The organism is Bacillus sp. IS1, from assembly GCF_032461585.1.
GTDB classification, from domain to species: domain Bacteria; phylum Bacillota; class Bacilli; order Bacillales; family Bacillaceae; genus Bacillus; species Bacillus velezensis.
In genome coordinates this window covers 1,290,227-1,312,906 of sequence record NZ_JAWCWR010000001.1, presented here as the reverse complement: position 1 = coordinate 1,312,906, position 22,680 = coordinate 1,290,227, and the positions used below count along the sequence as shown (strand labels likewise).

The window sequence follows — 22,680 nt, the reverse complement described above, 5'->3', positions numbered from 1 at the left end:
AGATTGGCAGTTGCCACCGATCAAGTCAAAACGTTCCTGCAGAAAATCAGTCATACGAATTATATCGTCCGGGATCATCGCGTTCATCAAATCCGCGTCCTCCCGGGCGTGACTTTAATAGATATGCTGTATCGGCTCGCCGCCGGGTATCTCGGTGAAAGGCCTATAGAATTAAGACAGATTATTTTTAAGCAGCCTGTTGTAACATCTGAAGAGTTTGATAAACACCTGTATGTCACCTTTACGCCGGCGCATGACAGCTGGAAAGTTGAGATCACAAGCGAAAAAGCAAAAAACGGCACACCGCTTGGCGGAAACCGGGATGAGAATATGGAATGCCAGCTTTATTTGCAAGAAGACACGCCCTGGGCAAAAGAACTGAATATTGAAGCGTTCATGAAAAACGCAAGCCGAAAATGGGACATGCATGACATTTACGGAATTGCAAGAAGAAGCCATATTGAGCATGGCGAGTTTATGAAAAATGAAGGGGCCGTTTATCAGCTTCAGGATAAAGAAGAATTAATGGAGCTCACTCTGAGTGATTTGGCTGAAGGATTCCGGGAGAAATTTAAGGCGCATCCGGCTTTTTTAGATGCGTCCACCCTTGCCGGCTCTTCCTTTGCATTGTCGGCCCAAAAGCAAAATGACACACCTTATATTCCTTTTATGATCAATCGTTTTTGCATGTATCAGCCGTTTCCGAAAACGATTTACACTTATTCTGCGAAAAACAGCCGCACTGAAAGCGGCGTATCAGACAGCGAACCTGATGTTTATTCGGCCGACTTCACGATTTACGACAGGGCAGGGAACGTATTGGCCGAATGTGAGAAACTGACAGTGAAAAGGGTCAGACAAGCGAATATGATTACCCATCTGATAGACAAAGAGAAGCCGCCTCAGCAGAACAGAAGCGGCCGTGGAGAGCCCGAAAGTCCTGTGGCCGCAGAAGACGTGTCTGAACAGCAAACGCCGGAACAAAACATGGTGACTTACATAAAGTCGGAAATCGCCAGGCTGATCAATCGTCCGGCACAGGATATTGATGTGCGGAAAGGCTTTTATGATATGGGGCTTGACTCGGCGCATTTGCTGAAGCTTGTAAAGATATTAGAGCAGACTTTTCAGCAGCAGTTTTATCCGACACTGCTTTTTGAATATTCATCTGTCCGCCGCCTTGCGGATTACCTTATCAATGAAGCGGGCTGTGTGCTGAAAGATTCGGCCGAAGAACGGCATACATCAGACGCTGACATTGCTGATGAGGTTCTGTTTTTTGAACCCGCCTGGAAAGATCAGCCGCTGGAAACGGCGGTGCAGAACGGGCAAAAACACACCCGTCATCTCATTATCGCTGCCGATGCAGGACCCCGTCTCACCGGTGAACTCGGCATACTTTGCCCGGAAGCGGAAGTGATAGAACTGAAAAGGGAGCATGAGGCTGCAGATGAGCAGTTTGGAGCAGATGCCGAGCGCATATTTCTTATGCTCAAACGGGAACTGACAGACTATCCGAAAGAACATACATTGATTCAGCTTGTATGCGCCGTTGAGAATGGAGCGGCATTGTCTTCCGCTCTCGGGGCTATGCTGAAAACGGCACATCTGGAAAATCCGGCTCTTCGCACTCAGGTGATCACCTTCTGTGACAAGAATGAGAGATTGCCAAGTGAGACGGCCGCAATCATTAGAACAGAAGCAAACTCCTCTCATGCAGGCTGCACAGACATTCGGTATAAAGACAATATGCGGCAGATCAGATTGTTCGAACGTATTGAGAAACTGGACGGGCAGACACAGTCTCCTTGGAAACAAAACGGCGTGTATGTCATTACAGGAGGCCTCGGCGGTCTTGGATTTCTGCTTGCCCGTCACCTTGCAGAAAAAGAAAAGGTGAAGCTCGCACTCATCGGCCGTTCGCCGGAACAGTCTGAGAAGATCAGCAGACTGAAAGCATTGGGCGCAGAAGTTCTTTACGTTCAAGCGGACATCGGCAATAAAGCCGAAACAGAGCGGGCATTTGCTCAGATTACAGAAACTTTCGGCCGGCTGACGGGCATTTTTCATTGCGCCGGTGTTTTAAAAGATCAATTTATCATCCAAAAAGACAGTTCTGACTTGAAGCAGGTGTTCCTGCCGAAAATCAGCGGCCTGATTCATGCGGACGAAGCTTCACGGCATGAACCGCTTGAATTTTTCGCCGTTTTTTCCTCATTCTCGGCGTTGGCCGGAAATGCGGGCCAGACAGATTATGCCGCAGCGAACGCTTTTATGGATGAATATATGAAATATCGCGATTGCAAAGCGGAAAAAGGCGAACGGAACGGGGCTTCTATGACGATCAACTGGCCGCTTTGGGAAGATGGCGGCATGCAGGTTGACAGCCTGATGAAAGAGATCATGAATGATGCAACAGGCACCAGCCCGCTACCGGCCGGGGAAGGGATGGCTGCACTTGAATATATGCTGCGACTCGGCAAGCTGCAATCCGTTATTTTATACGGGAAAGAGCCGGCTGTAACTGAAAGCATGAGCCGATTGGGTCCAAAGGGAGACAAGAACGGATCTTCATTATCCAACGCAGCTGTCAAGAGAAGAAGCCGAAAACAAGAGAGACATACAGAAGAGCACGATATTGCGGTAATCGGATTGGCGGGAAGATACCCGCAGGCGGGAAGCATTGATGAATTTTACCAAAATCTGCGCTCAGGTAAAGACTGCATTACAACAATGCCGAAAGACAGATGGAAAGGTTATTCTTTCTCATATGAAGCAGATCAGTTCTACCGTTACGGAGGATTTTTAGATCGCATAGACAGCTTTGACCCGCTGTTTTTCAATCTGACTCCGCGCCAGGCTGAAATGATGGACCCGCAGGCGCGGCTGTTTTTAGAGACGGCTTGGGAAGCTTGTGAAGATGCCGGTTTTTATCAGGACAGAACGGCGCGCGGGCCATCTTCACAAAAGAGAAAACGCGTCGGGGTATTCGCAGGTGTGTTTTGGAGCCATTATGAGCTGTTCGGGGCTGAAATCACACAGCGGGGCACACCGCTGTCTATGGGCGTGACGCCTGCCTCTGTTCCGAATATCGTGTCTCACTGCCTGAACTTTACAGGGCCGTCAATGGCTGTTGATACGATGTGCTCTTCTTCGCTCACATCCATACATTTGGCATGTGAAAGCATTAAAAGGGGGGAGTGCGAATTCGCCATTGCCGGCGGTGTGAATGCGGTCACACACCCGCATAAATATGCGTTTTTGGCGAATGCCGGATTTCTGTCTTCAGAAGGCGTCTGCAAAAGCTTCGCCGCCGGCGGTGACGGTTATGTGCCGGGAGAAGGCGTCGGCGCGGTGTTACTGACAACCGTTCAAGAAGCGGAAAGAATGGGCTTTCCGATATATGGCGTCATAAAAGGCTCCGCTTTAAACCATGTCGGAAAAACATCCGGTTTGACCGTGCCTGATCCGGCATCACAGGCGGAAGTCATTACAGATTCTTTTCAGAGTGCCGGCGTTGATCCGGAGACATTGAGCTATATTGAAGCCCACGGAACAGGCACGTCTTTGGGTGATCCGATTGAAATTGAAGGGCTGAGCCGCGCTTTCCGCAAATGGACAAACAAGAAGCGGTTTTGCGCCATCGGCTCTGCCAAATCAAATATCGGCCATTTAGAAGGAGCCGCCGGGATCGCCGGATTAACAAAGGTGCTTTTGCAGCTGAAGCATGGAGAAATCTTTCCGTCATTGCACGCGGACACGCTGAATCCCCATATTCCATTTCCGGACACGCCGTTTTATGTGGCGGACCGGCTGGAAGAATGGGAACGGCCGTCACATCCTGACCAGCCGAGAAGAGCGGGTTTAAGCTCTTTTGGCGCCAGCGGGAGCAATGCCCATTTTGTCATAGAAGAATATCTGCCGCCGCAGGCTGAAAAGAAATCGGTAAATATACGGGAAGACGAGCCGGTTCTGTTTCTGCTTTCAGCAAAAAATGAAGAACGTCTATTAGAATATGTCAAACGGTATGACCGCTTTTTACGGGAAAAAGAAGTCAACCTTAAAGACCTGGCCTACACGCTTCAAGCTGGCAGAGAAGCGATGCCTGAACGGCTGGCATTTATCGTTACATCCGTTTGCGGCCTGCAAGCGAAACTGAAGGATGTGCTTGAACGGAAAACAGAAATTGAAGGATGTTTCCGCGGTCGTGCTCAAGATGATATTTCATCAAGTGGAATGGCCGAGCTGCTGAAAAACAAGCAATATTCCAGATTGCTCACTGAGTGGGCAAAAGGAGCCGCCGTTGACTGGAGCCTGTTATACGAAGGAGAGAAGCCGAAACGGGTCAGCCTTCCTGTATATCCGTTCGCGAAGGAGCGGTATTGGGTGCCTGTGCCTGCGGATATCCGGAAACAGACAGATGAACCGGCGGAAAACCAAAAGATCATTCTTCAAAAAGACTGGAAGCAGCAAGATCCGGCGGAATCTGAAGCATTATCAGGAACAGTAATGATACTTGCAACTGATAAGACAAGCCGATTGGCCGATGCTCTTTTTAAAGGAAACGGCCATATTGAAACGATCTGCTTCATCCATCAGGCAAAAGACGGCGCCGATTATTACGCCGCCGCATCGGGGCGAAACCTTTACGGCAGAGTGCGGGAGTCTCTTCAAAACAAACAGATACTCGGGGTCGTCGACATAACCGCATATGATGCGGAATATGAACGGCAGGAAGAGATAGAACACGGAAAGCTTGCCTTTTTACAGCAGGCTCTTGAATCATTCCGTCATAGCGGCGCTGTGTTCAGCCAAGTGACACACCGCCTCCAGCCTTTCAAGGAAAGTAAACCTCTGATGCAAGGGGCGAAAACGGCGGGGCTGTACCGAATGCTGGGCGCTGAGTATGCCAACATTCATTCTTTTACGATAGATAGCGATTGTGCGATTGAGCATACAGAAGAATTAAGCAGACAGATTGAGACTGAATTTTTACAGCCGCGGGCCAAAAGCGGCAGTGAATGCTGCTACAGGCTGAATCGCCGTTATGTGCCGTTTCTGAAGCAGGGTATGAATGTTTCGGCGGCGCCTGAGCTTTCCTATTCGTCTGATGATGTGCTGTTAATAACGGGCGGATCGCGCGGGATCGGCGCAATTGCGGCGGAGCATGCCGTTTCACGCGGATGCAGGAAACTGGTCATCATGGGGCGGGAGCCGCTTCCCGATTCCTCAGAGTGGGCAGACATGAAAAAGGACGGCATTCTCCCGGAAAAAGCCGAGCGGATGCAGAGGTTAGCCGAGCGGGGCGCGGAGATCCGTTATTACAGCGTTTCTCTTACGGATCAAAAGGGGCTCCGGAACATGACGGACAGCATCCGCGACACGATGGGACCGATTACCGGCGTTTTTCATTGCGCGGGTGCAATGGGAGAACACCCCGCTTTTTATAACAAAACCGAAACTGAAATCGAAAGCGTTTGCGCGCCGAAAGTAACAGGGCTTCGCGGTCTCTATGAAGCCGTTCAGAATGAGCCGCTGTCGTTTTTTATTTTGTTCTCATCCGTTTCGGGTCTGATCCCTTCGCTTGCTGCGGGGCAAAGTGACTACGCGATGGCTAATTCATTTATGGACTCTTTTGCAAATCATCAAGCAGGTATAGGAAACGTGTTTGTTAAAGCCGTTCAATGGCCCGTCTGGAAAGAAACCGGCATGGCTGAAGGCCTGCCGGAAACACCTGCTTATCAAAAATCAGGACTTTCCAGGCTGTCTGCCGAAGACGGACTGAAGTTTTTAGATTACATCATATTAAACGGACAAAGCTGCGGAATTCCTTGTGTTCCAGAAGACAGTGAGGCTGATTTTGGTGATCTTCTAAGGGTGAAGAAATCTGAAGCTCCCGTGAAAAAAAGCACTGCCGGTGACCAAAAGGTGAAGGATACGATTCGTCAATGGGTGCGCACCGTCTTCAGTGAAGAACTGAAAATGACGGATGAGCAGATAAAAGATGATATGCCGTTTGATGAATACGGGATTGACTCAATACTCTTTGCGGAATTGGTTCAATCACTGCAAAAACGGATCAGCATAAAGTTAACACCGTCCTTAATGCTTCAATATCAAACGATTACAGAAATGGTTGACTATTTCGCAGCGCATCATGAAGCCGATTTTGTGACAAAAGAAAATGGTTTCGTTCACGACAGGGACGTACAGCCTGATTTAACCGCCGCCGCTGAAGAGAGAACATCCATGAAGCCGAAAGCGGATACCGAAGACGATATTGCCGTCGTCGGCATGTCCTGCCGTTTTCCGGGGGCGGGCGGAACGGATGCTTTTTGGGAGCTGCTGATGAAAGGAAACACCGCCATCCGGCCTGTCCCCGCAACGCGCTGGCATGCAACAGCACATGCAAAGGATTATGCGGGGTGGATTGATGATATCGACATGTTTGATGCGGGCTTTTTCGGCATCTCTGAAAAAGACGCGGCAATTATGGACCCGCAGGCGCGGATCATATTAGAAGAAGCGGTTCATTCCGTTTATGATGCCGGGTACGGCCAAAAGGATTTGTCGGGCCGGAAAATCGGCGTGTACATCGGCGGCAGGGCGCAGCCTTCAGCCGGTATGGAACATATCCTGCAGGCGCCTAACCCGATTTTGGGGGCGGGGCAAAACTATTTGGCGGCCAACATTTCACGATTTTTGAATGTCACAGGGCCGAGCCTTGTCGTGGATACAGCATGTTCCTCAGGGCTGATCGGGCTGTCCTTTGCAAAAGACGCCCTTTTGGCCGGAAGGATTGACGCGGCCTTAGTCGGTTCGGTGAGTCTGCTCTTATCTCCGTCCGCGCACCGGTTATTCGGAGCGCGACATATTTTAAATGAGAACGGCGTGTTTCATATATTCGACCGTGAATCAGCGGGAGAAGTGCTCGGAGAAGGAGCGGGGGCGGTTTTTATCAAGCGATTGAGCGATGCGGTGCGGGACGGAGACCGTATTTACGGCGTCATAAAAGCCGTCTCGGTAAACAATGACGGCCGGACGCTCGGTCCCGGTTCACCGAATATAAGAGCGCAGAGAGACGCCATTCAAACTGCGCTTGACATGGCGGAAAAGTCGCCCGAAGACATTGGATATATAGAAGTGAACGGAGGCGGTTCCCCAATCGTTGATTCGGTGGAAATCAAGGCGCTCTCAGATGTCTATCAGCTGAACCGGAAAACGCTTCTGCCCTGCCGGATCGGATCGGTGAAACCGAATGTAGGGCATTTGCTTCTGTCTTCAGGTCTTGCGGGCTTCATCCGATGTGTGCTGAGCGTCTATCATAAGCGGATTCCGCCTTTCTTATCAGCGCGTGAGCCATTTGAACATTATGACTTTGAAGCGTCGCGTATTCAATTTAATCGTGAACCCGTTGATTGGCATTCAGAGAAGAAACCCCGCGTCGCAGCTCAGAGTTCATTTCCTGACGGCGGGACAAATGCTCATATCCTCGTTGAAGAATACAGAGGTGAAAGTCAGCGGGAACATCACCGGGCGCCTCAGCCGCCGGAATTCAGAAAAAAACACTACCCGCTTTTGGGCGGCTGGAACAGCACGGAGAGTGAAACGGAAAAAACAAGTAATGAAAAAACAGACATTGCGGATCTTTTAAAGAAATATGAGAAAAAAGCAGAGACAAGCACTGCACCTGCAGACTCGTTTTGGCAGGTGACAACGTGACGTTTTTAAAAGGGGACTAACCATGAAAAAAACAGTGAATCTGCGCCTGACGGCAGAACATCCCATTATGAAAAACCATCTTGTTCACGGAGAATCTGTCATGCCCGGTCTGGCCTATATTGATATGCTGTATCAGCTGGCAAAGCAAAGCCTTGATCTTTCATTCCGTTCCATCTGTCTGAAACGGGTGACCATTTATCATCCTTTATCAGTGAAACGGTCAGAGCGGCTTGATGTGAGTGTCATATTCAGTAAAGAAAAGGAGTTCTGGACAGCCTCGATTTGCGGGGCGGATTCCGGGACGGTTTTCTTATCAGCGGAGGTGCATGAAGGAGTCTTCTCATCAGATAGGCGCCTTGACGCAGGGGAGAAAAAACAACAAGCCGCACTTCCATCAGTCTCTTTGCATACGGTTTACGAAGACGCGAGAAGCTGCGGACTGTCGCATGACGGGCTGATGAAGCCGGAGGGAGAGATCTATGCAAATGAAGAGGAATGTTTCCTTGATATTCGGCAGTCTGATTCATGCCAGGAAAATCTCCCTGGCGCTCTCTTTCATCCCGCGCTGATGGACGGTGCCGCCATGGCCTCCGGCGTATTGCAGACAGCTGCAGGCGCCGGTTTGTTTTTACCGATTTATTATGATTCGTTTATTGCCGCTGAGACCGTTACGGAGCGCTGTTACGCGGTGATTTCGAAAAAGTCCGGCACGCCTTCTGAAATGGTGAAAATGGATATTGACTTTTACAACCCCAGCGGTGCGCATATTGCTTCACTGCTCGGCCTGACAGCCAAAAAGGTGCGGACAGACCGGCAGCTGATACCAGGCGTTCAGCAGATGGAGGAAACCTTATACCGCATTTTCTCAACATACGTAGGCCGTCCTGTCACAAGAAATGATGCGCACACCGTGTTTTTTGAATTAGGCCTTGAATCGTCACAGCTTTTGGCCATTATTAAAGACATCGAAGGTGCGTTTGATCTGCGGCTGAATCCGACTCTTTTATTTGAATGCAGCAGCATATCCGAGCTGCTTGAAGACATAAAAACAAAAGGAACAGCTGAATCTTCCGGCCTTGTCGCGGATGCAGCACCGGTCTCTGAAACGCAATCAGGCAGTCAGACATTTACTTTCTATGAACATGAAGCATTCCTTCAGGATCATCTGGTTTTCGGCAAACCGGCACTGATGGGTGTAACGTATCCGTGTCTTGTGCTTGAAGCATCCGGAGCGTCTCATTCCGGTACGTATCCCGCCGGGCTGAAAGATATCCGCTTTACGGGCGGGCCCGTCACACTGGAGCCGGGAGAGGCCGCACATGTTGACATTTCATTTGCGGCAGAAAAGAGTGCCGAACGCTTTACCGCAAGCTGCACTGTCTCCGGTAAAGAAAGCCGGAAGACGTGTGCCGAAGGAGAAATAAGCAGAGGTATAGAGGCACCCGTAAAAAAATCATATGACGTTGAACAAATGAAGGCGCATGCACAAAAGGTGGCGCCGGATGTTATTTCCCGTCTGTACGATTCGGTTGCTGACTTCACGATAGGCCCGATGCTGAAAACGGTAACGGCGGGATACAAAATGAGTGAGAGCTCCTTTTTATTGCAGCTGGACTTATCAGGAAAAAAAGAAAAAGGCGATCTGCATCACTTTGCATTTGACCCGCTTATATTGAATTCATGTTATATGTCGCTCGGTGAAGAAGAGTTGCAGCTGAAAAAGCGGATTCACGTTCCGCTCATGATTGAGAGGCTGACGCTTTACGGACCTGTCATGTCTGATACCGTCTATGTGGTGAATACAATCAAACATAAAAAAGACGGGTTTCTCTCATTTGATGCCGCAGTCCTCAGTCATACCGGGGAACAGCTGGCGGAATTGAAAAACGCGTCTGTGAAAGAAGTGCTTCAGCCAAATCGGCTTGAAAATGCGTCTTTTGCCCCGTCCGGGAATCAAAGCCGTCAGAAAACGAAAGGAAACCCGCTGGATATTGCCATTGTCGGGGTTTCCGGCAAGTATCCGCAGGCCGATGATATCGATGCGTTTTGGGATAATCTCAAACAAGGAAAGGATTGTATTACCGAAATTCCGAAAGACCGCTGGAAATGGGAACATTACTTTTCCGAGGACCGTACGGCGCCGGGAGCGATCTACAGCAAATGGGGCGGATTCATTGACGGGATCGCCGATTTTGATCCTGAGTTCTTTAAGATTTCCCCCCGTGAAGCGGAACACCTTGATCCTCAGGAACGGCTGTTTTTGATGCATGCGTGGATGGCCATGGAGGATGCGGGATATACGAGGACATCACCTGAACTGGGCCGTCAGGTAGGTGTGTATGCCGGAGTCATGTATCAGGAATATCCGTTATTCGCGGCTGAAGCGGGAGTGAAAGGACGGCATATCGGGCTCCCCGGCGGGATTTCATCCATTGCTAACCGTGTCTCCTATTTTTGCGATTTTCAAGGGCCGAGCATTTCGGTCGATACGATGTGTTCGGGTTCGCTGACTTCATTGTACATGGCGTGCCGGGATCTGCGGGATCATCGGATTCGCGCGGCGCTTGCCGGCGGAGTGAATCTCACCGTTCATCCTAACAAGTACTTCATGCTGAGCCAGGGGCAGTTCATCTCATCTAAAGGACACTGCGGGAGTTTCGGCGCCGGGGGTGACGGCTATATTCCGGCAGAAGGTGTCGGGGTGCTGCTTCTTAAACGTTTAGAAGACGCCGTACAAGACGGAGATCGGATTTACGGCGTCATTAAAGGAGCTGCCATTAATCACGGCGGGAGAGCGAGCGGTTACACCATACCGAACCCCAAGGCGCAAAGCGAAGTCATTTCTCAAGCTTTACAGGAGGCGGGGGTATCCCCGGGCCAGATCAGCTATGTGGAAGCGCACGGGACAGGGACGAAATTAGGCGATCCGATTGAAATCCGGGCTTTAACCGATGCATTCGGTGATGTTCCTGAAACATGTCTCATCGGGTCTGTCAAATCAAATATCGGACATGGGGAATCGGCAGCAGGCATCACCGCTGTCACAAAAGTGCTGCTGCAGATGAAGCACAAACAAATCGCCCCATCTTTGCATGCGGATGTTTTAAATCCGAATATCCAATTTGACGAAGGGCCGTTTTCCGTCTGCCGGGAATTAACAGATTGGAAACGGATTGCCGCAGACGGAGAAGAACAGCCGCTCAGGGCGGGGATCAGCAGCTTTGGTGCGGGCGGTTCTAACGCGCATATCATTATTGAAGAATATGAGGCTCCTGTAAAACAAGCAATCAGCAGCCAAGAGCCGGCTGTCATTCTGCTGTCTGCGAAAAATGAGGAGCGTCTGACAGAATATGCGGAGCGCCTTCTTGCTTTTCTTCAAAAGAAGCATACGGATAAGCCGGACTTATTTGATGTCGCATACACTTTACAAGCGGGGCGGGAAGCGATGGATGAGCGGCTGGCTCTCATTGCGGACTCCCTTAAGGAGCTGGAGGACAAGCTCAGATCGTACTTGGAAAATGAAAACGCACCGCATCTTTACAGGGGGCGGGCGAAGCGAAATCATGAGACAGTGGCTGTGTTTGAATCTGATGAAGATTTGCAGGAAGCCATGGGCAAATGGCTGAAAAAGAGAAAGTACGGTCATTTGCTGAACATGTGGGTGCAGGGAGTCGATGTGGACTGGAACTTGTTATATTCGGGACAAAAACCCCGGAGAATCAGCCTTCCCGCCTATCCGTTTGCAAAGGTCAGATGCTGGATTCAAGATGAAGCCGAGGCGGTTTCAAAAAGGGATGACGGCAAAACGGTGATCCATCCGCTGCTTCATGAAAACACATCCGATCTGTGGGAGCTGAAATTCACCTCTGTTTTTACCGGACGGGAATTCTTTTTCACTGATCACACAGTCAATGGGGAGAAAGTGCTCCCGGGAGCCGCCGTGATCGAAATGGCCAGGGCGGCCGTTGAGCGTGCCGCATACGCTGTGCCGGACGGACGTAAAGGACTGTATTTGAAAGATCTCATATGGATGAGGCCTGTTGTTCATAAGGGGACGGATGTAAAAGTCCATATCAGCCTTATCCTTAAGGAAAATGAAGACATTGAATTTACGATTTACAGCCTATCGGAAGAACCGGGGGGAGAACGGATTATATACAGTAAAGGCACCGCGGTATCAGGAGAGATAGCAGCGGTTCCGTCAGTTCACTTAGAGGGCTGGCTGTCCGGCTGCAGCCAATCGGTTATGACGTCTGATGAGGTTTATCAGGCTTTCCGGCATGCGGGTATGATATACGGGCCGAGCCATCAAGGAATTGATCAGCTGATGATCGGAGAGAGGAGCGCTGCAGCCCGGCTGTCGCTGCCGGAAACGGCAGACAGTACCGCCGATCAGTTTGTCATCCACCCGAGTCTTCTAGATGCCGCGTTTCAGGCGTCACTGGGTGCCGGTTCAGATACTGCCGGAGACACTCCGATGCTGCCGTTTTCCCTGAGGCAGGCAGAAATATTTCAGCCGACTCAGAAAACGATGTGGGCGCTTGTCCGCAAACAGAGCGATCGGTCAGATAACGGAGCGCTGACGCTGGATATTGATTTATGTGATGAAAACGGCGCTGTTTGTATGAGATTGACAGGCTTCTCCTGCCGGGCTGTCCGGCAGACAAACCAAACCGAAAGCAAGCGGCAGGAAGTTCAGACGGCGATGCTTGCCCCTGTTTGGGACAAAACTTTCTTTTCTCTGGAAGAAAATCGAGCGGTTGATCAGGAACAATTGCTGATCATCGGAAAGCCGGGACATACCATAAAAGCCGCGGCAAAAATGTGGCCCCGCGCCCATCTGGCGGAGACGCCGGATCATTCAAGCGAGCAAACATTACGTGAATTGACAGCCGGGTATCAGGATATCCGCCATTTCTTATGGATTGCGCCGGATCGTTTCGCACCCGCATCCGTCAGTCAGGAAATGCTTGATGAGCAGGAGAATGGGGTGATTCAATGTTTCCGTTTCATCAAAGCGCTGCTGTCACTCGGGTATGGAAACCGAAACATCAGCTTTACGGCGGTCACTCGGCAGACACAGTCCGTGTATCCGGGTGATCTGCCGCAGCCTGAGCATGCAGGCGTGCACGGGTTGATCGGTTCATTGGCAAAAGAATATCCGAACTGGGACATCAGGCTGATTGATACAGAAGAAGGCAGTGATTCGTCTGAGATGAAAAACATCTGGCGCCTTCCTCCAGATCCGGACGGAAATGCTGCTGCGTACCGTAACGGAGCTTGGCACAAGCAAAAAACAGTCCGGGTGCTGACAAGTTCCGCTCCGCGTATGTCGTACAGAGAAGGCGGCGTTTATGCTGTCATCGGCGGAGCGGGCGGCATCGGAGAAGCATGGAGCAAATACATGATCACCCGTTACAAGGCACGGATGATATGGATCGGCAGGCGGCCGAAGGATCAGGAGATTCAGAGCAAAATAGACAGGCTGGCGCTATCAGGCCCCGCGCCGCATTATATACAGGCTGATGCTCAAGATGCCGCAGCGCTTAAAGCGGTCGTCCGTTCCGTAAGAGAGCAATACGGCAATATAACGGGAGTCATCCATTCCGCGATAACGCTTGCCGACAAAAGTATGGCCAATATGGATGAAGCTTCTTTCAGAAACGCTTTTTCAGCTAAGGTGAATACGAGCGTCCGAATGATTGAAGCTTTTAAGGGAGAACCGCTTGATTTTGTGCTGTTTTTCTCATCCGTTAATTCTTTCACAAAAAATGCCGGGCAAAGCAACTATGCGGCAGGGTGTACATTTCAAGACGCCTTTGCCCGCCATATCGCTTCCTTGCTTGATTGTGAAGTGAAAGTCATGAATTGGGGATATTGGGGCAGTCTGGGCGTTGTATCAGACCCGTCTTACAGAAAACGGATGGAGGCGTCAGGGATCGGTTCTATTGAACCCGATGAAGCAATGGAGGCTCTGGAAGTCTTACTATCAGAACCGTTCAGCCAAGCGGCATTCATTAAAGCTGCTCCGCACGGCTTAGCCGCGCTGACGGATCAAGATGCAATATCGGTTGTATCCGGCTCGAAGCCTTCATTTATGGAAAGCGTCAAGCGGCAAAATCCGGATCGGAATGAACGGCTTGAGACTTTAAAACGAGAAATGGAGTTGCGCATATGAACAGCCTTCTTTGCAAACTGCTCTTTTACCAATTACAGTCAATCGGGTTTTTCAGCGAGCCTGTCACCACAGCTTCAGCATCCATGCGGAGCGCCGGCGTGATCGGCACATACGGCAGATGGCTGGAAGAAAGCCTGAATCTATTAAAAGAAAACGGGTATATCACGTATGACGGATACACGATCACTCTCCTCAGGGATCAGCGCCCGGACGGCCGCACAGTCTGGAATGAGTGGAATGCCCATAAACGCCTGCTTCCCAATGGGGAGCAGGCGCAAGCTGAATTGGCTGAGGCGACGATAAAAGCGATGCCTTCCATTTTAAAAGGAGAACGTCCGGCTACGGATATCGTATTTCCCGATTCATCAATGCGGCTCGTTGAAGGTGTTTATAAGCATAATCCCGTTGCGGATTATTTTAATGAAGTGTTGGCAGATTCCGCGGCCGCTTACCTGAAAGCTTATCTTACAGAACACCCCGATGCCCGCATCAGGCTGATAGAAGTAGGGGCCGGGACGGGCGGAACGAGCGCCATGCTGTTTACAAAACTGCAACCATTTGCAAAACAGATTGCGGAATATTGTTATACTGACGTTTCTAAAGCTTTTTTAATGCATGCCGAACAGGAATACGGACCTGATGTGCCGTATTTGAAAACAGCCTTGTTTGATGCGGAGAAACCTTGCGAATCACAAAATATCAAAACGGGTGTTTACGATATTGTCATCGCCGCCAATGTGCTTCACGCCACAAAAAATATCGGTTTGACACTTCGCCGTCTGAAAGCGCTCCTGAAATACAACGGGATGATTCTGATAAACGAAATCAGCGATCGTTCTGTTTTTACCCATTTAACCTTCGGGCTGCTTGACGGGTGGTGGTCCTATGAGGATGCTGAGCTTCGGATTCCGGGAAGTCCCGGCTTATATCCAAAATCGTGGGAGCGTGTGCTGCATTCGGAAGGATACAGAGCGGTTTGTTTCCCTGCTGAAACGGCTCATGATTTAGGTCAGCAGATTATCGCAGCTGAGAGTGACGGACTCGTCCGGATGCAAGGGATCAGAGACGGCAGAAAGCCATACGCCGCCCCGGCCGAAGTTTTCCGAAAGCCCGCACAGCCTGTTTCCCGCAGCCGCGCGCCAGAGGAGCATCAAGCTGTAAAGGCTGATGGGGAATCGGTCGCTTCCCATGTCCGCTCTGTCATCAAAACAAGTATTGCCGATGTATTAAAAATGAAAGAAGAGGATATTCAGGAAGAACTGAATTTCTCTGAATACGGCATTGATTCCATTCTGGCCGTCAATGTGATTAACGAGATTAATAAGCGATTGAATCTTACACTGCAGACCACGATTTTATTTGATTACTATCATGTGAAACTGCTGACCGGTTATATCTCGGCAGAATACGAAACCATCATAGCCTCGTCTCTAGAGACCGAAAGAGCGAAAATCCGCCCGGCGCTTCAGGAAGAACGGCCTGCTGAAAAACCTCTGCAGACGGAAAGAAAGGAAACCGGTTATCAGAAACCGAAACAAGAACGTATGCCGCCTTCTTTTGCAAAGTCCGATGACTCGGGAATGTTCCGGGTTGTGATTGACCGTCCGGGCGGCATTGAAGATCTGACGATTGTCCGCAGTGAAGTGCCTGAGACAAAAGATGACGAAGTTCAAATAGCCGTCCGCGCCTTTTCTTTAAACTTCGGAGACTTGCTTTGTGTCAGAGGGCTGTACCCGACGATGCCGCCTTATCCGTTCACTCCGGGATTTGAAGCAAGCGGCGTCGTGATCAAGACAGGGAGGCATGTAACATCTGTCATTCCGGGTGATGAAGTGATTGTCGGCATGGGAGAGGAATTTGGATCTCAGGCGAATCTCATCACATGTAAAGAACATCAAGTCTATCATAAACCGGCCCGGCTGACCTTTGAAGAAGCATGCGCTCTTCCCACCGTGGCGGTGACCATGATAGACACCTTCCGGAAAGCCGGACTTAAAAAAGGCGAAAAAATATTAATTCAGACCGCGACGGGAGGAACGGGGCTGATCGCGGTGCAAATGGCCCGGCATATCGGCGCGGAAATATATGCCACGGCCGGATCACAGAAAAAAATTGAGTATTTGCATTCGCTCGGGATACACAATACCATTTGCTATTTAGAAGAAGATTTTGAAACGGAAATCATGCGAATGACCGGCGGCCGTGGGGTGGATGTTGTCATTAATACCCTGGCCGGTGATGCCATGCAAAAAGGAATGAATTGCCTGGCGCCGGGCGGAAGATATATCGAAATTGCCATGACTGCGCTGAAATCCGCTAAATCAGTCGACTTGTCCGTCCTTCATAACAATCAATCGTTTCACAGCGTGGATTTGCGGAAGCTGTCCCTTCAAAATCCGGATCAGGTCAAGGACTATCAATTGGAACTGCAGCGGCTGGCGGAAGAGGGAGTCATTCAGCCTGTCATCTCAAAAATCTTTTCCTTTGAAGACATAAAAGAAGCGTATCACTGTCTGGATGACCGCGGAAATATCGGGAAAATCGTAATCAGCGTTTCTGAGCCGTATCAAATGACGTACCGCCCCGAACAAAAGGATCCGGCCGATACAGTAAAATCAGCAGCTGTGTTACCTGAAAAAGAACCGATCGCGATTATCGGGATGAGCGGGCGGTTTGCTGAATCGGAGAATGTCCATGAGTTTTGGGAACACTTAGCCGCCGGACGGGATCTGATTAAAAAAGCAGACAGATGGGATGTCTCTGACAGCCAATGCCAGTATGGCAGTTTTATAGAGGACATTGAATGTTTTGACCCCGTTTTCTTTCATATATCGGGACGTGAAGCGACCTATATGGACCCTCAGCAGCGGCTGTTTTTGGAAGAATCATGGAAAGCGCTTGAAGATGCGGGATATGCGGGAGACTCGGTAAGAGGCCGGGAATGCGGCGTGTATGCCGGCTCCTGCGGCGGAGATTACCAGGCCATTTTTAAACAGCAGGGGCCCGCGCAGGCGTTTTGGGGCAATCATAATTCCGTCACTCCGGCAAGGATCGCCTATCACCTTAATTTACAAGGTCCGGCGATCACTGTTGATACAGCATGTTCCAGTTCGCTGACAGCCATTCATTTGGCATGTCAGGGGCTTTGGACGAAAGAAACGGAAATGGCGGTGGCGGGCGGGGTTTTTATTCAATCCACTCCCGCTTTTTATCAGTCGTCAAATAAGGCGAATATGCTGTCACCGACCGGACGCTGCCATACGTTTGATCAAAGCGCGGACGGGTTCGTGCCGGGGGAAGGCGTGGGAGCGGTGGTGCTGAAACGTCTTAGCGACGCCGTTAGTGACGGAGATCATGTGTACGGCGTCATAAAAGGCTCTGCAATGAATCAGGACGGCGCTACAAACGGAATCACCGCTCCAAGCGCGCTATCTCAAGAACGATTGGAACGGCATGTCTATGACACTTTTCACATTGATCCGGAAACCATTCAAATGGTGGAAGCTCACGGAACGGGCACTGCACTGGGCGACCCGATCGAATTCGGCGCCTTAACGCGCGCTTTCCGCCGCTATACGGATAAAAAAGGATATTGCGCTATCGGCTCTGTGAAAACCAATCTCGGACATGCCGCTGCGGCCGCGGGGATGGCCGGACTGTTTAAAATCCTGCTGTCGCTGAAGCATCGGCAGATTCCGGCTTCCCTGCATTTTCACCAAGCCAATCAGCATATTCAATTTGCGGACAGCCCGTTTTTTGTGAATGACAAGCTGATACCGTGGGAACGGAATCCGGATGCACCGCGCAGAGCAGCCATCAGTTCATTCGGATTCAGCGGAACAAATGCCCATCTTGTGATTGAAGAGGCACCGCAAACCGTGCGCCGGTCACCGGCAAAACCGGCCTGCCTCATTCCTTTATCTGCGCGGACGGAGCGTCAGCTGGAAATTCAGGCAGAACGCCTGCTGGATTCACTCAGCAAGAACAAAGACAGCGATCTGGGAAATATAAGTTATACGCTCCTGCTCGGCAGAAAGCATTTACATCACCGGTTTGCCTGTATCGTAAGCAGTGCGGACGAACTGAAGCGGGTATTATCGGAGTGGCTTGTAAAAAGAGAGCTTCCGGGTGTGTTTGTGTCCAATTTGAAGGATCAGAAGCCGGCAGAAGAAGCCGGAATGAAAACATTCGGAATGGAATGCATTGAACAGTGCCGCTCAGCGGCTTCGCCAGCACAGTACAGAGAAAGCCTGGCACATATCGCTGACCTTTTTTGCAGAGGGTATGATCTTCCTTTTACACGGCTTTTTGACGGAGGGAAATATTATAAAACGCCGCTGCCTGCCTATCCATTTTTAAAAGAAAGGTATTGGGCGGCTGATGTAAACAGTTCTTTACCAGGCCAAGCCATGAAAAAGTCTGAAACGCAAACCGTTCTCCCGTCTTCGCCGCAGCCTGAACATGAAGGGCTGATTTCTCTGACTCCTTTAACTGAGATCGAAATGACAGCATTTGAACCGGAGACATTGCAAAAACCGATCGTGTTACAGCCTTTGGATTGTACTGTTTCTGTCCAGCAGCCAGAAAAAGCCGTTTTCGAAGACAATAGAACATTGCTTGAAGAATTGAGGATAAGCCTGGCAGATATTTTATTTTTGTCACCGGAAGATATTGATGCTGATGAGCCTTTCATCGACATGGGGCTTGACTCCATTATCGGAGTTGAATGGATACAAACAGTAAATAAAACGCACCACACTGAGATTACTGCCAATAAGGTGTATGAACACCCGACGCTTAAGGAGCTTGCGGAATATATAGCGGGGCAAATAAAGAAACCCGAGTATGCTGAAGCGGAGGAAACAGCGGTACGTCCGCAAATCCCGGAAGCAGAAACGCCCCTTGCCGGCATCTCTGACGGCACTTTGCGCAAAGAGCTCAAAGAAAGCCTTGCGGACATCCTGTTTCTGAAGCCGGAAGATATTGATGAGCATGAAGCATTCATTGAGATGGGGCTGGATTCTATTATCGGTGTGGAATGGGTTCAGTCCATTAATAAAACCTATCAAGCGTCTATTACGGCAAATCTGGTCTATGAATATCCGACAATCGCAACATTAGCCGGGTATCTGACCGGTTCTGTCCAAAAAGACACCGAGGAAGTACATGAGGAACATACGAAACAAAACGATATATCAGAAGAGACAGATGATCAAGAACCGCCCGAACTGATCTGTCTTAACCCGGGGGGAAAGGGAAGACCGATTTTCTGGTTTCATTCCGCGCTGGGGGCAGTGGAGCTGTACCAGCCTGTTGCCGAATGGACCGGGCGTCCTTTTTACGGAATTCAGGCAAGAGGATGGATGACAGACCGAGAACCGATCCGCGGCATTAAAAACATGGCGGAATATTACGTTAAGCTCATACGTACCGTGCAGCCCCGGGGTCCTTACGATGTAGGCGGCTATTCATTAGGGGGCATGCTCGCTTATGAAGTCACCCGGCAATTGCAGCTGGCTGGAGAAATCGTTGAGTCAATCGTCATGCTTGACTCTTTTGACTCGGCGGGTGCGCGGGAAATAAACATTCCTGATGAATTATTTGATAAAAATATGATGCTGCAGACGGTGAACATGGCTTTATTTGCACCAATCTATCAACATCCGGAACGCATTTCTGAAACCTTGATTCATCGTGATGAACTGAATGCCGATCTTCATGAAGACATATTTTTAGAGCAATTAATCGCAAAAGCCAAACAGCGGGGGTTAACGAAGACGGACGCGTTGGTGAAAAATCTGATCAGGCAGAATATAAATGTTCAGGACGCTTACGAAATCACTGATTACGAACTCCTGCCGCTTCCGGATCCGAACGGGGTGACATGCTATTATTTCCGAAATAAAAACGGAATTTTCTTGGGTGAGCTTGATCCGTATTTTACGATCAGGGCTGATATTTTATCCGCTGATTTCGTCAACTACTGGAGCCAGTGGGAAGAGCATATGACAAACATCGCCATCATGGATGTGGCGGTATCCAACCATATGACGTTATTGGCTGAAGACAGCGCAGCCGAAACGATTTCTGAATTTTGCGGCGTTTTATATTCGGCAGACGGAATGACAGAACACAGCTTCCTGCAGCTGCAGGAAAAGATACTGAACGTGCATGGTGAGATGCTGAAGCAGCCCGCCAAAACAAGACCGTAAATTCACATATCCGCCCGCCGGGTTTACTCGTAAGCTTCGGCGGGTCATTTCAAATCTTGATCACATCTTGGAGGAATGAAAATGACCAGTTTAACAAAAATCAGACAGCAGCAGCCGTACAAGTGGTACCAAACGATGAGAGAAACCTCTCCCGTTCATTACAATGAAAAGGAAGATTGCTGGGAAATCTTCACCTATGATGAAGTGAAGCGGGTGATTTCTGACTACAGTCATTTTTCTTCCGATCATAAATACTTAAGTGCGGACAAGCAGGAAAAAATGATCCGGCATATTAACAAAGACAGCCTTTTGAAAATGGACCCGCCTGAACACACCGTCTTCAGAAAATTGGTCAATCAGCCGTTCATGCCGAAATCGGTCGAGTCTCTTGCACCGCGTATAGCCGCTATCGCTGATGACCTGCTTCAGGCCGTCCGTTCAAAAGGCAGGATGGACATTATTGAAGATTACGCATTTCCGCTTCCGATTATCGTGATCGCAGAGCTTCTAGGATTCCCTCCGAGAGACAGGGATATCTTTAAAAGCTGGGTCGACCAAAGCCAGAATGTAAAAGATGAAAAGAAAATGAATGAAGTGCAAAAGCAGATGATCGGATACTTCATGCAGTTTATTTTACAGCGGAGAAAACAGCCGCAAAATGATTTAATCAGCCATTTAATTTCAGCTGATTTAGACGGAGAGCCGCTGTCAGACAAGCAATTAATCGGTTTTTGCGGCTTGTTGATCGTCGCGGGGCACGTAACGACGGAAAATGTGATCGGAAATTCATTTCTCAGTCTCAAGGAGTTCCCGGACATTCTGCCCCGGCTGCTTGAAAATAAGGCGCTCCTTCCTGACTTTATTGAGGAAGTCATCCGCCTCAGACCTTCCATTCAGCGGGTAACCCGCTACACCGCGGTTGAGAGCGAGATTGGCGGAAAAACGATTCCGGCCGGAGAAAAAGTGTATGCGTGGATTGGATCGGCGAACAGAGATGAAAAGAAGTTTGAAAATGCCGATCAGATTGACTTGGGACGAAAGCCGAATCAGCATCTGTCATTCGGTCAGGGCAGCCATTATTGTTTAGGAGCGCCGCTGGCCCGGCTTGAAGCGAAAATCGCGCTTTCCCACTTTTTTGAACAGATGCCCGCATGGCGTTTTACTGAGGATCAAGAGCCGAATCTGGTTCCGAGCCCTGTATTTCACGGCGTTGACAGGCTGCTTGTTGAGTTTTGAACGAAAAAATAAAAGAGGCTTCCACAGGAAGCCTCTTTACTCTGGGGGCTTGGAGAAATGAATGTAGGAATCGAAGCAATGAACGTGTTTGGCGGAACCGCGTATGTAGACGTCATGGAGCTTGCGGAACATCGGAACCTGGATAAAAAAAGGTTTGAGAACCTGATGATGAAAGAAAAAGTGGTGGCGCTTCCGTTTGAAGATCCGATTACGTTCGCCGTAAATGCCGCAAAACCGATTATCGACTCTCTGTCAGAAGAGGAACGGAATCAGATTGAAATGGTCATCACCTGTACGGAATCCGGGATTGATTTTGGCAAATCCATCAGTACATACGTCCATGATTATTTGCAGCTGAAGCGGAATTGCCGGTTATTTGAGGTGAAACAGGCTTGCTATTCTTTAACGGCCGGGTTTCAAATGGGCGTGAATTTCATCTTATCGCAAACATCGCCGGGAGCGAAAGCGCTCATCATCGGAACGGATATTTCCCGATTTTTAGTGGCTGAAGGCGGTGACGCGTTGACGGAGGAATGGTCCTATGCCGAACCGAGTGCGGGGGCGGGAGCTGTGGCGCTTTTAGTCAGCAGCACCCCTCATGTCTTTTTGCTTGATCAAGGCGCAAGCGGGTATTACGGGTATGAAGTCATGGATACCTGCCGCCCGATTCCGGATAGTGAAGCGGGGGATGCTGATCTGTCGCTCATGTCTTATTTGGACTGCTGTGAAAAATCATTTCAGGAATACCGAAAGCGTGTGAGCGGGGCGGATTATAAGAATACATTTCAATACCTTTCTTTTCATACCCCGTTTGGCGGAATGGTAAAAGGAGCGCATCGGACGATGATGAGAAAATTGGAAAAGGCTAAGCCGCAAGACATTGAAGCGGATTTTCAGCAACGCGTGCTGCCTGGGATTCAATACTGTCAGCGCGTCGGCAACATCATGGGGGCCACTGTATTTTTATCTCTTGCCAGCACGATTGATAACGGCTCTTTTGAAACGCCGAAACGCGTGGGCTGTTTTTCATACGGTTCGGGCTGCTGCTCTGAATTTTACAGCGGTGTCGTTATGCCGCAAAGCCGGACGCGGCAGAATCAATTTCAGATCAGCCGGCATTTGGATGAACGCGTCCGTTTATCGATGGCTGATTACGACCGGCTGCTCCAAGACAGCGGCATCGTAAAATTCGGCACAAGAAATGCCGCGCCCGCAGCAGACATCCCGAATGCGCATCAAGGAAAAGCGCGATTGGTGCTGACTGAAATAAAAGAGTTTCACAGAAAGTATGAATGGACGACTTAATATCAGAAACACTCAGAGTCGGAAAGG

Annotated in this window: 5 protein-coding genes; all 5 read left to right on the top strand. The window is 49.7% G+C overall.

Translation table 11 applies throughout. The annotated features are described in order from the left end of the window. The first annotated feature begins 3 nt into the window (after positions 1 to 3). Entirely contained in the window at positions 4 to 7,722 is a 7,719-nt protein-coding gene (locus RUW00_RS06355) for a type I polyketide synthase (protein ID WP_315956554.1), read from the top strand. Between the two features lie 22 nt (positions 7,723 to 7,744). After that, positions 7,745 to 13,900 (top strand): type I polyketide synthase, encoded by a 6,156-nt coding sequence (locus tag RUW00_RS06350; RefSeq protein ID WP_280145298.1) that lies wholly within the window; start codon positions 7,745 to 7,747, stop codon positions 13,898 to 13,900. After that, positions 13,897 to 20,112 carry a beta-ketoacyl synthase N-terminal-like domain-containing protein gene (locus RUW00_RS06345; protein WP_315956553.1) on the top strand — a complete coding sequence of 2,072 codons (6,216 nt, stop codon included), beginning with the start codon at positions 13,897 to 13,899 and terminating at the stop codon, positions 20,110 to 20,112. The genes RUW00_RS06350 and RUW00_RS06345 overlap by 4 nt, the downstream gene beginning before the upstream one ends. 81 nt (positions 20,113 to 20,193) lie before the next feature. Beyond that, positions 20,194 to 21,348 (top strand): cytochrome P450, encoded by a 1,155-nt coding sequence (locus RUW00_RS06340; RefSeq protein WP_280145295.1) that lies wholly within the window; start codon positions 20,194 to 20,196, stop codon positions 21,346 to 21,348. Between the two features lie 57 nt (positions 21,349 to 21,405). After that, a complete protein-coding gene (locus RUW00_RS06335; protein WP_095272942.1) occupies positions 21,406 to 22,653 on the top strand; it encodes a hydroxymethylglutaryl-CoA synthase family protein in 1,248 nt (415 codons plus the stop codon). The last annotated feature ends 27 nt before the right edge of the window (positions 22,654 to 22,680 follow it).

Excerpts from the sequence above, each read along its gene's own strand:
- RUW00_RS06350 (WP_280145298.1), top strand. The coding sequence starts at position 7,745 with ATGAAAAAAACAGTGAATCTGCGCCTGACGGCAGAACATCCCATTATG.
- RUW00_RS06345 (WP_315956553.1), top strand. The coding sequence starts at position 13,897 with ATGAACAGCCTTCTTTGCAAACTGCTCTTTTACCAATTACAGTCAATC.
- RUW00_RS06340 (WP_280145295.1), top strand. The coding sequence starts at position 20,194 with ATGACCAGTTTAACAAAAATCAGACAGCAGCAGCCGTACAAGTGGTAC.
- RUW00_RS06335 (WP_095272942.1), top strand. The coding sequence starts at position 21,406 with ATGAATGTAGGAATCGAAGCAATGAACGTGTTTGGCGGAACCGCGTAT.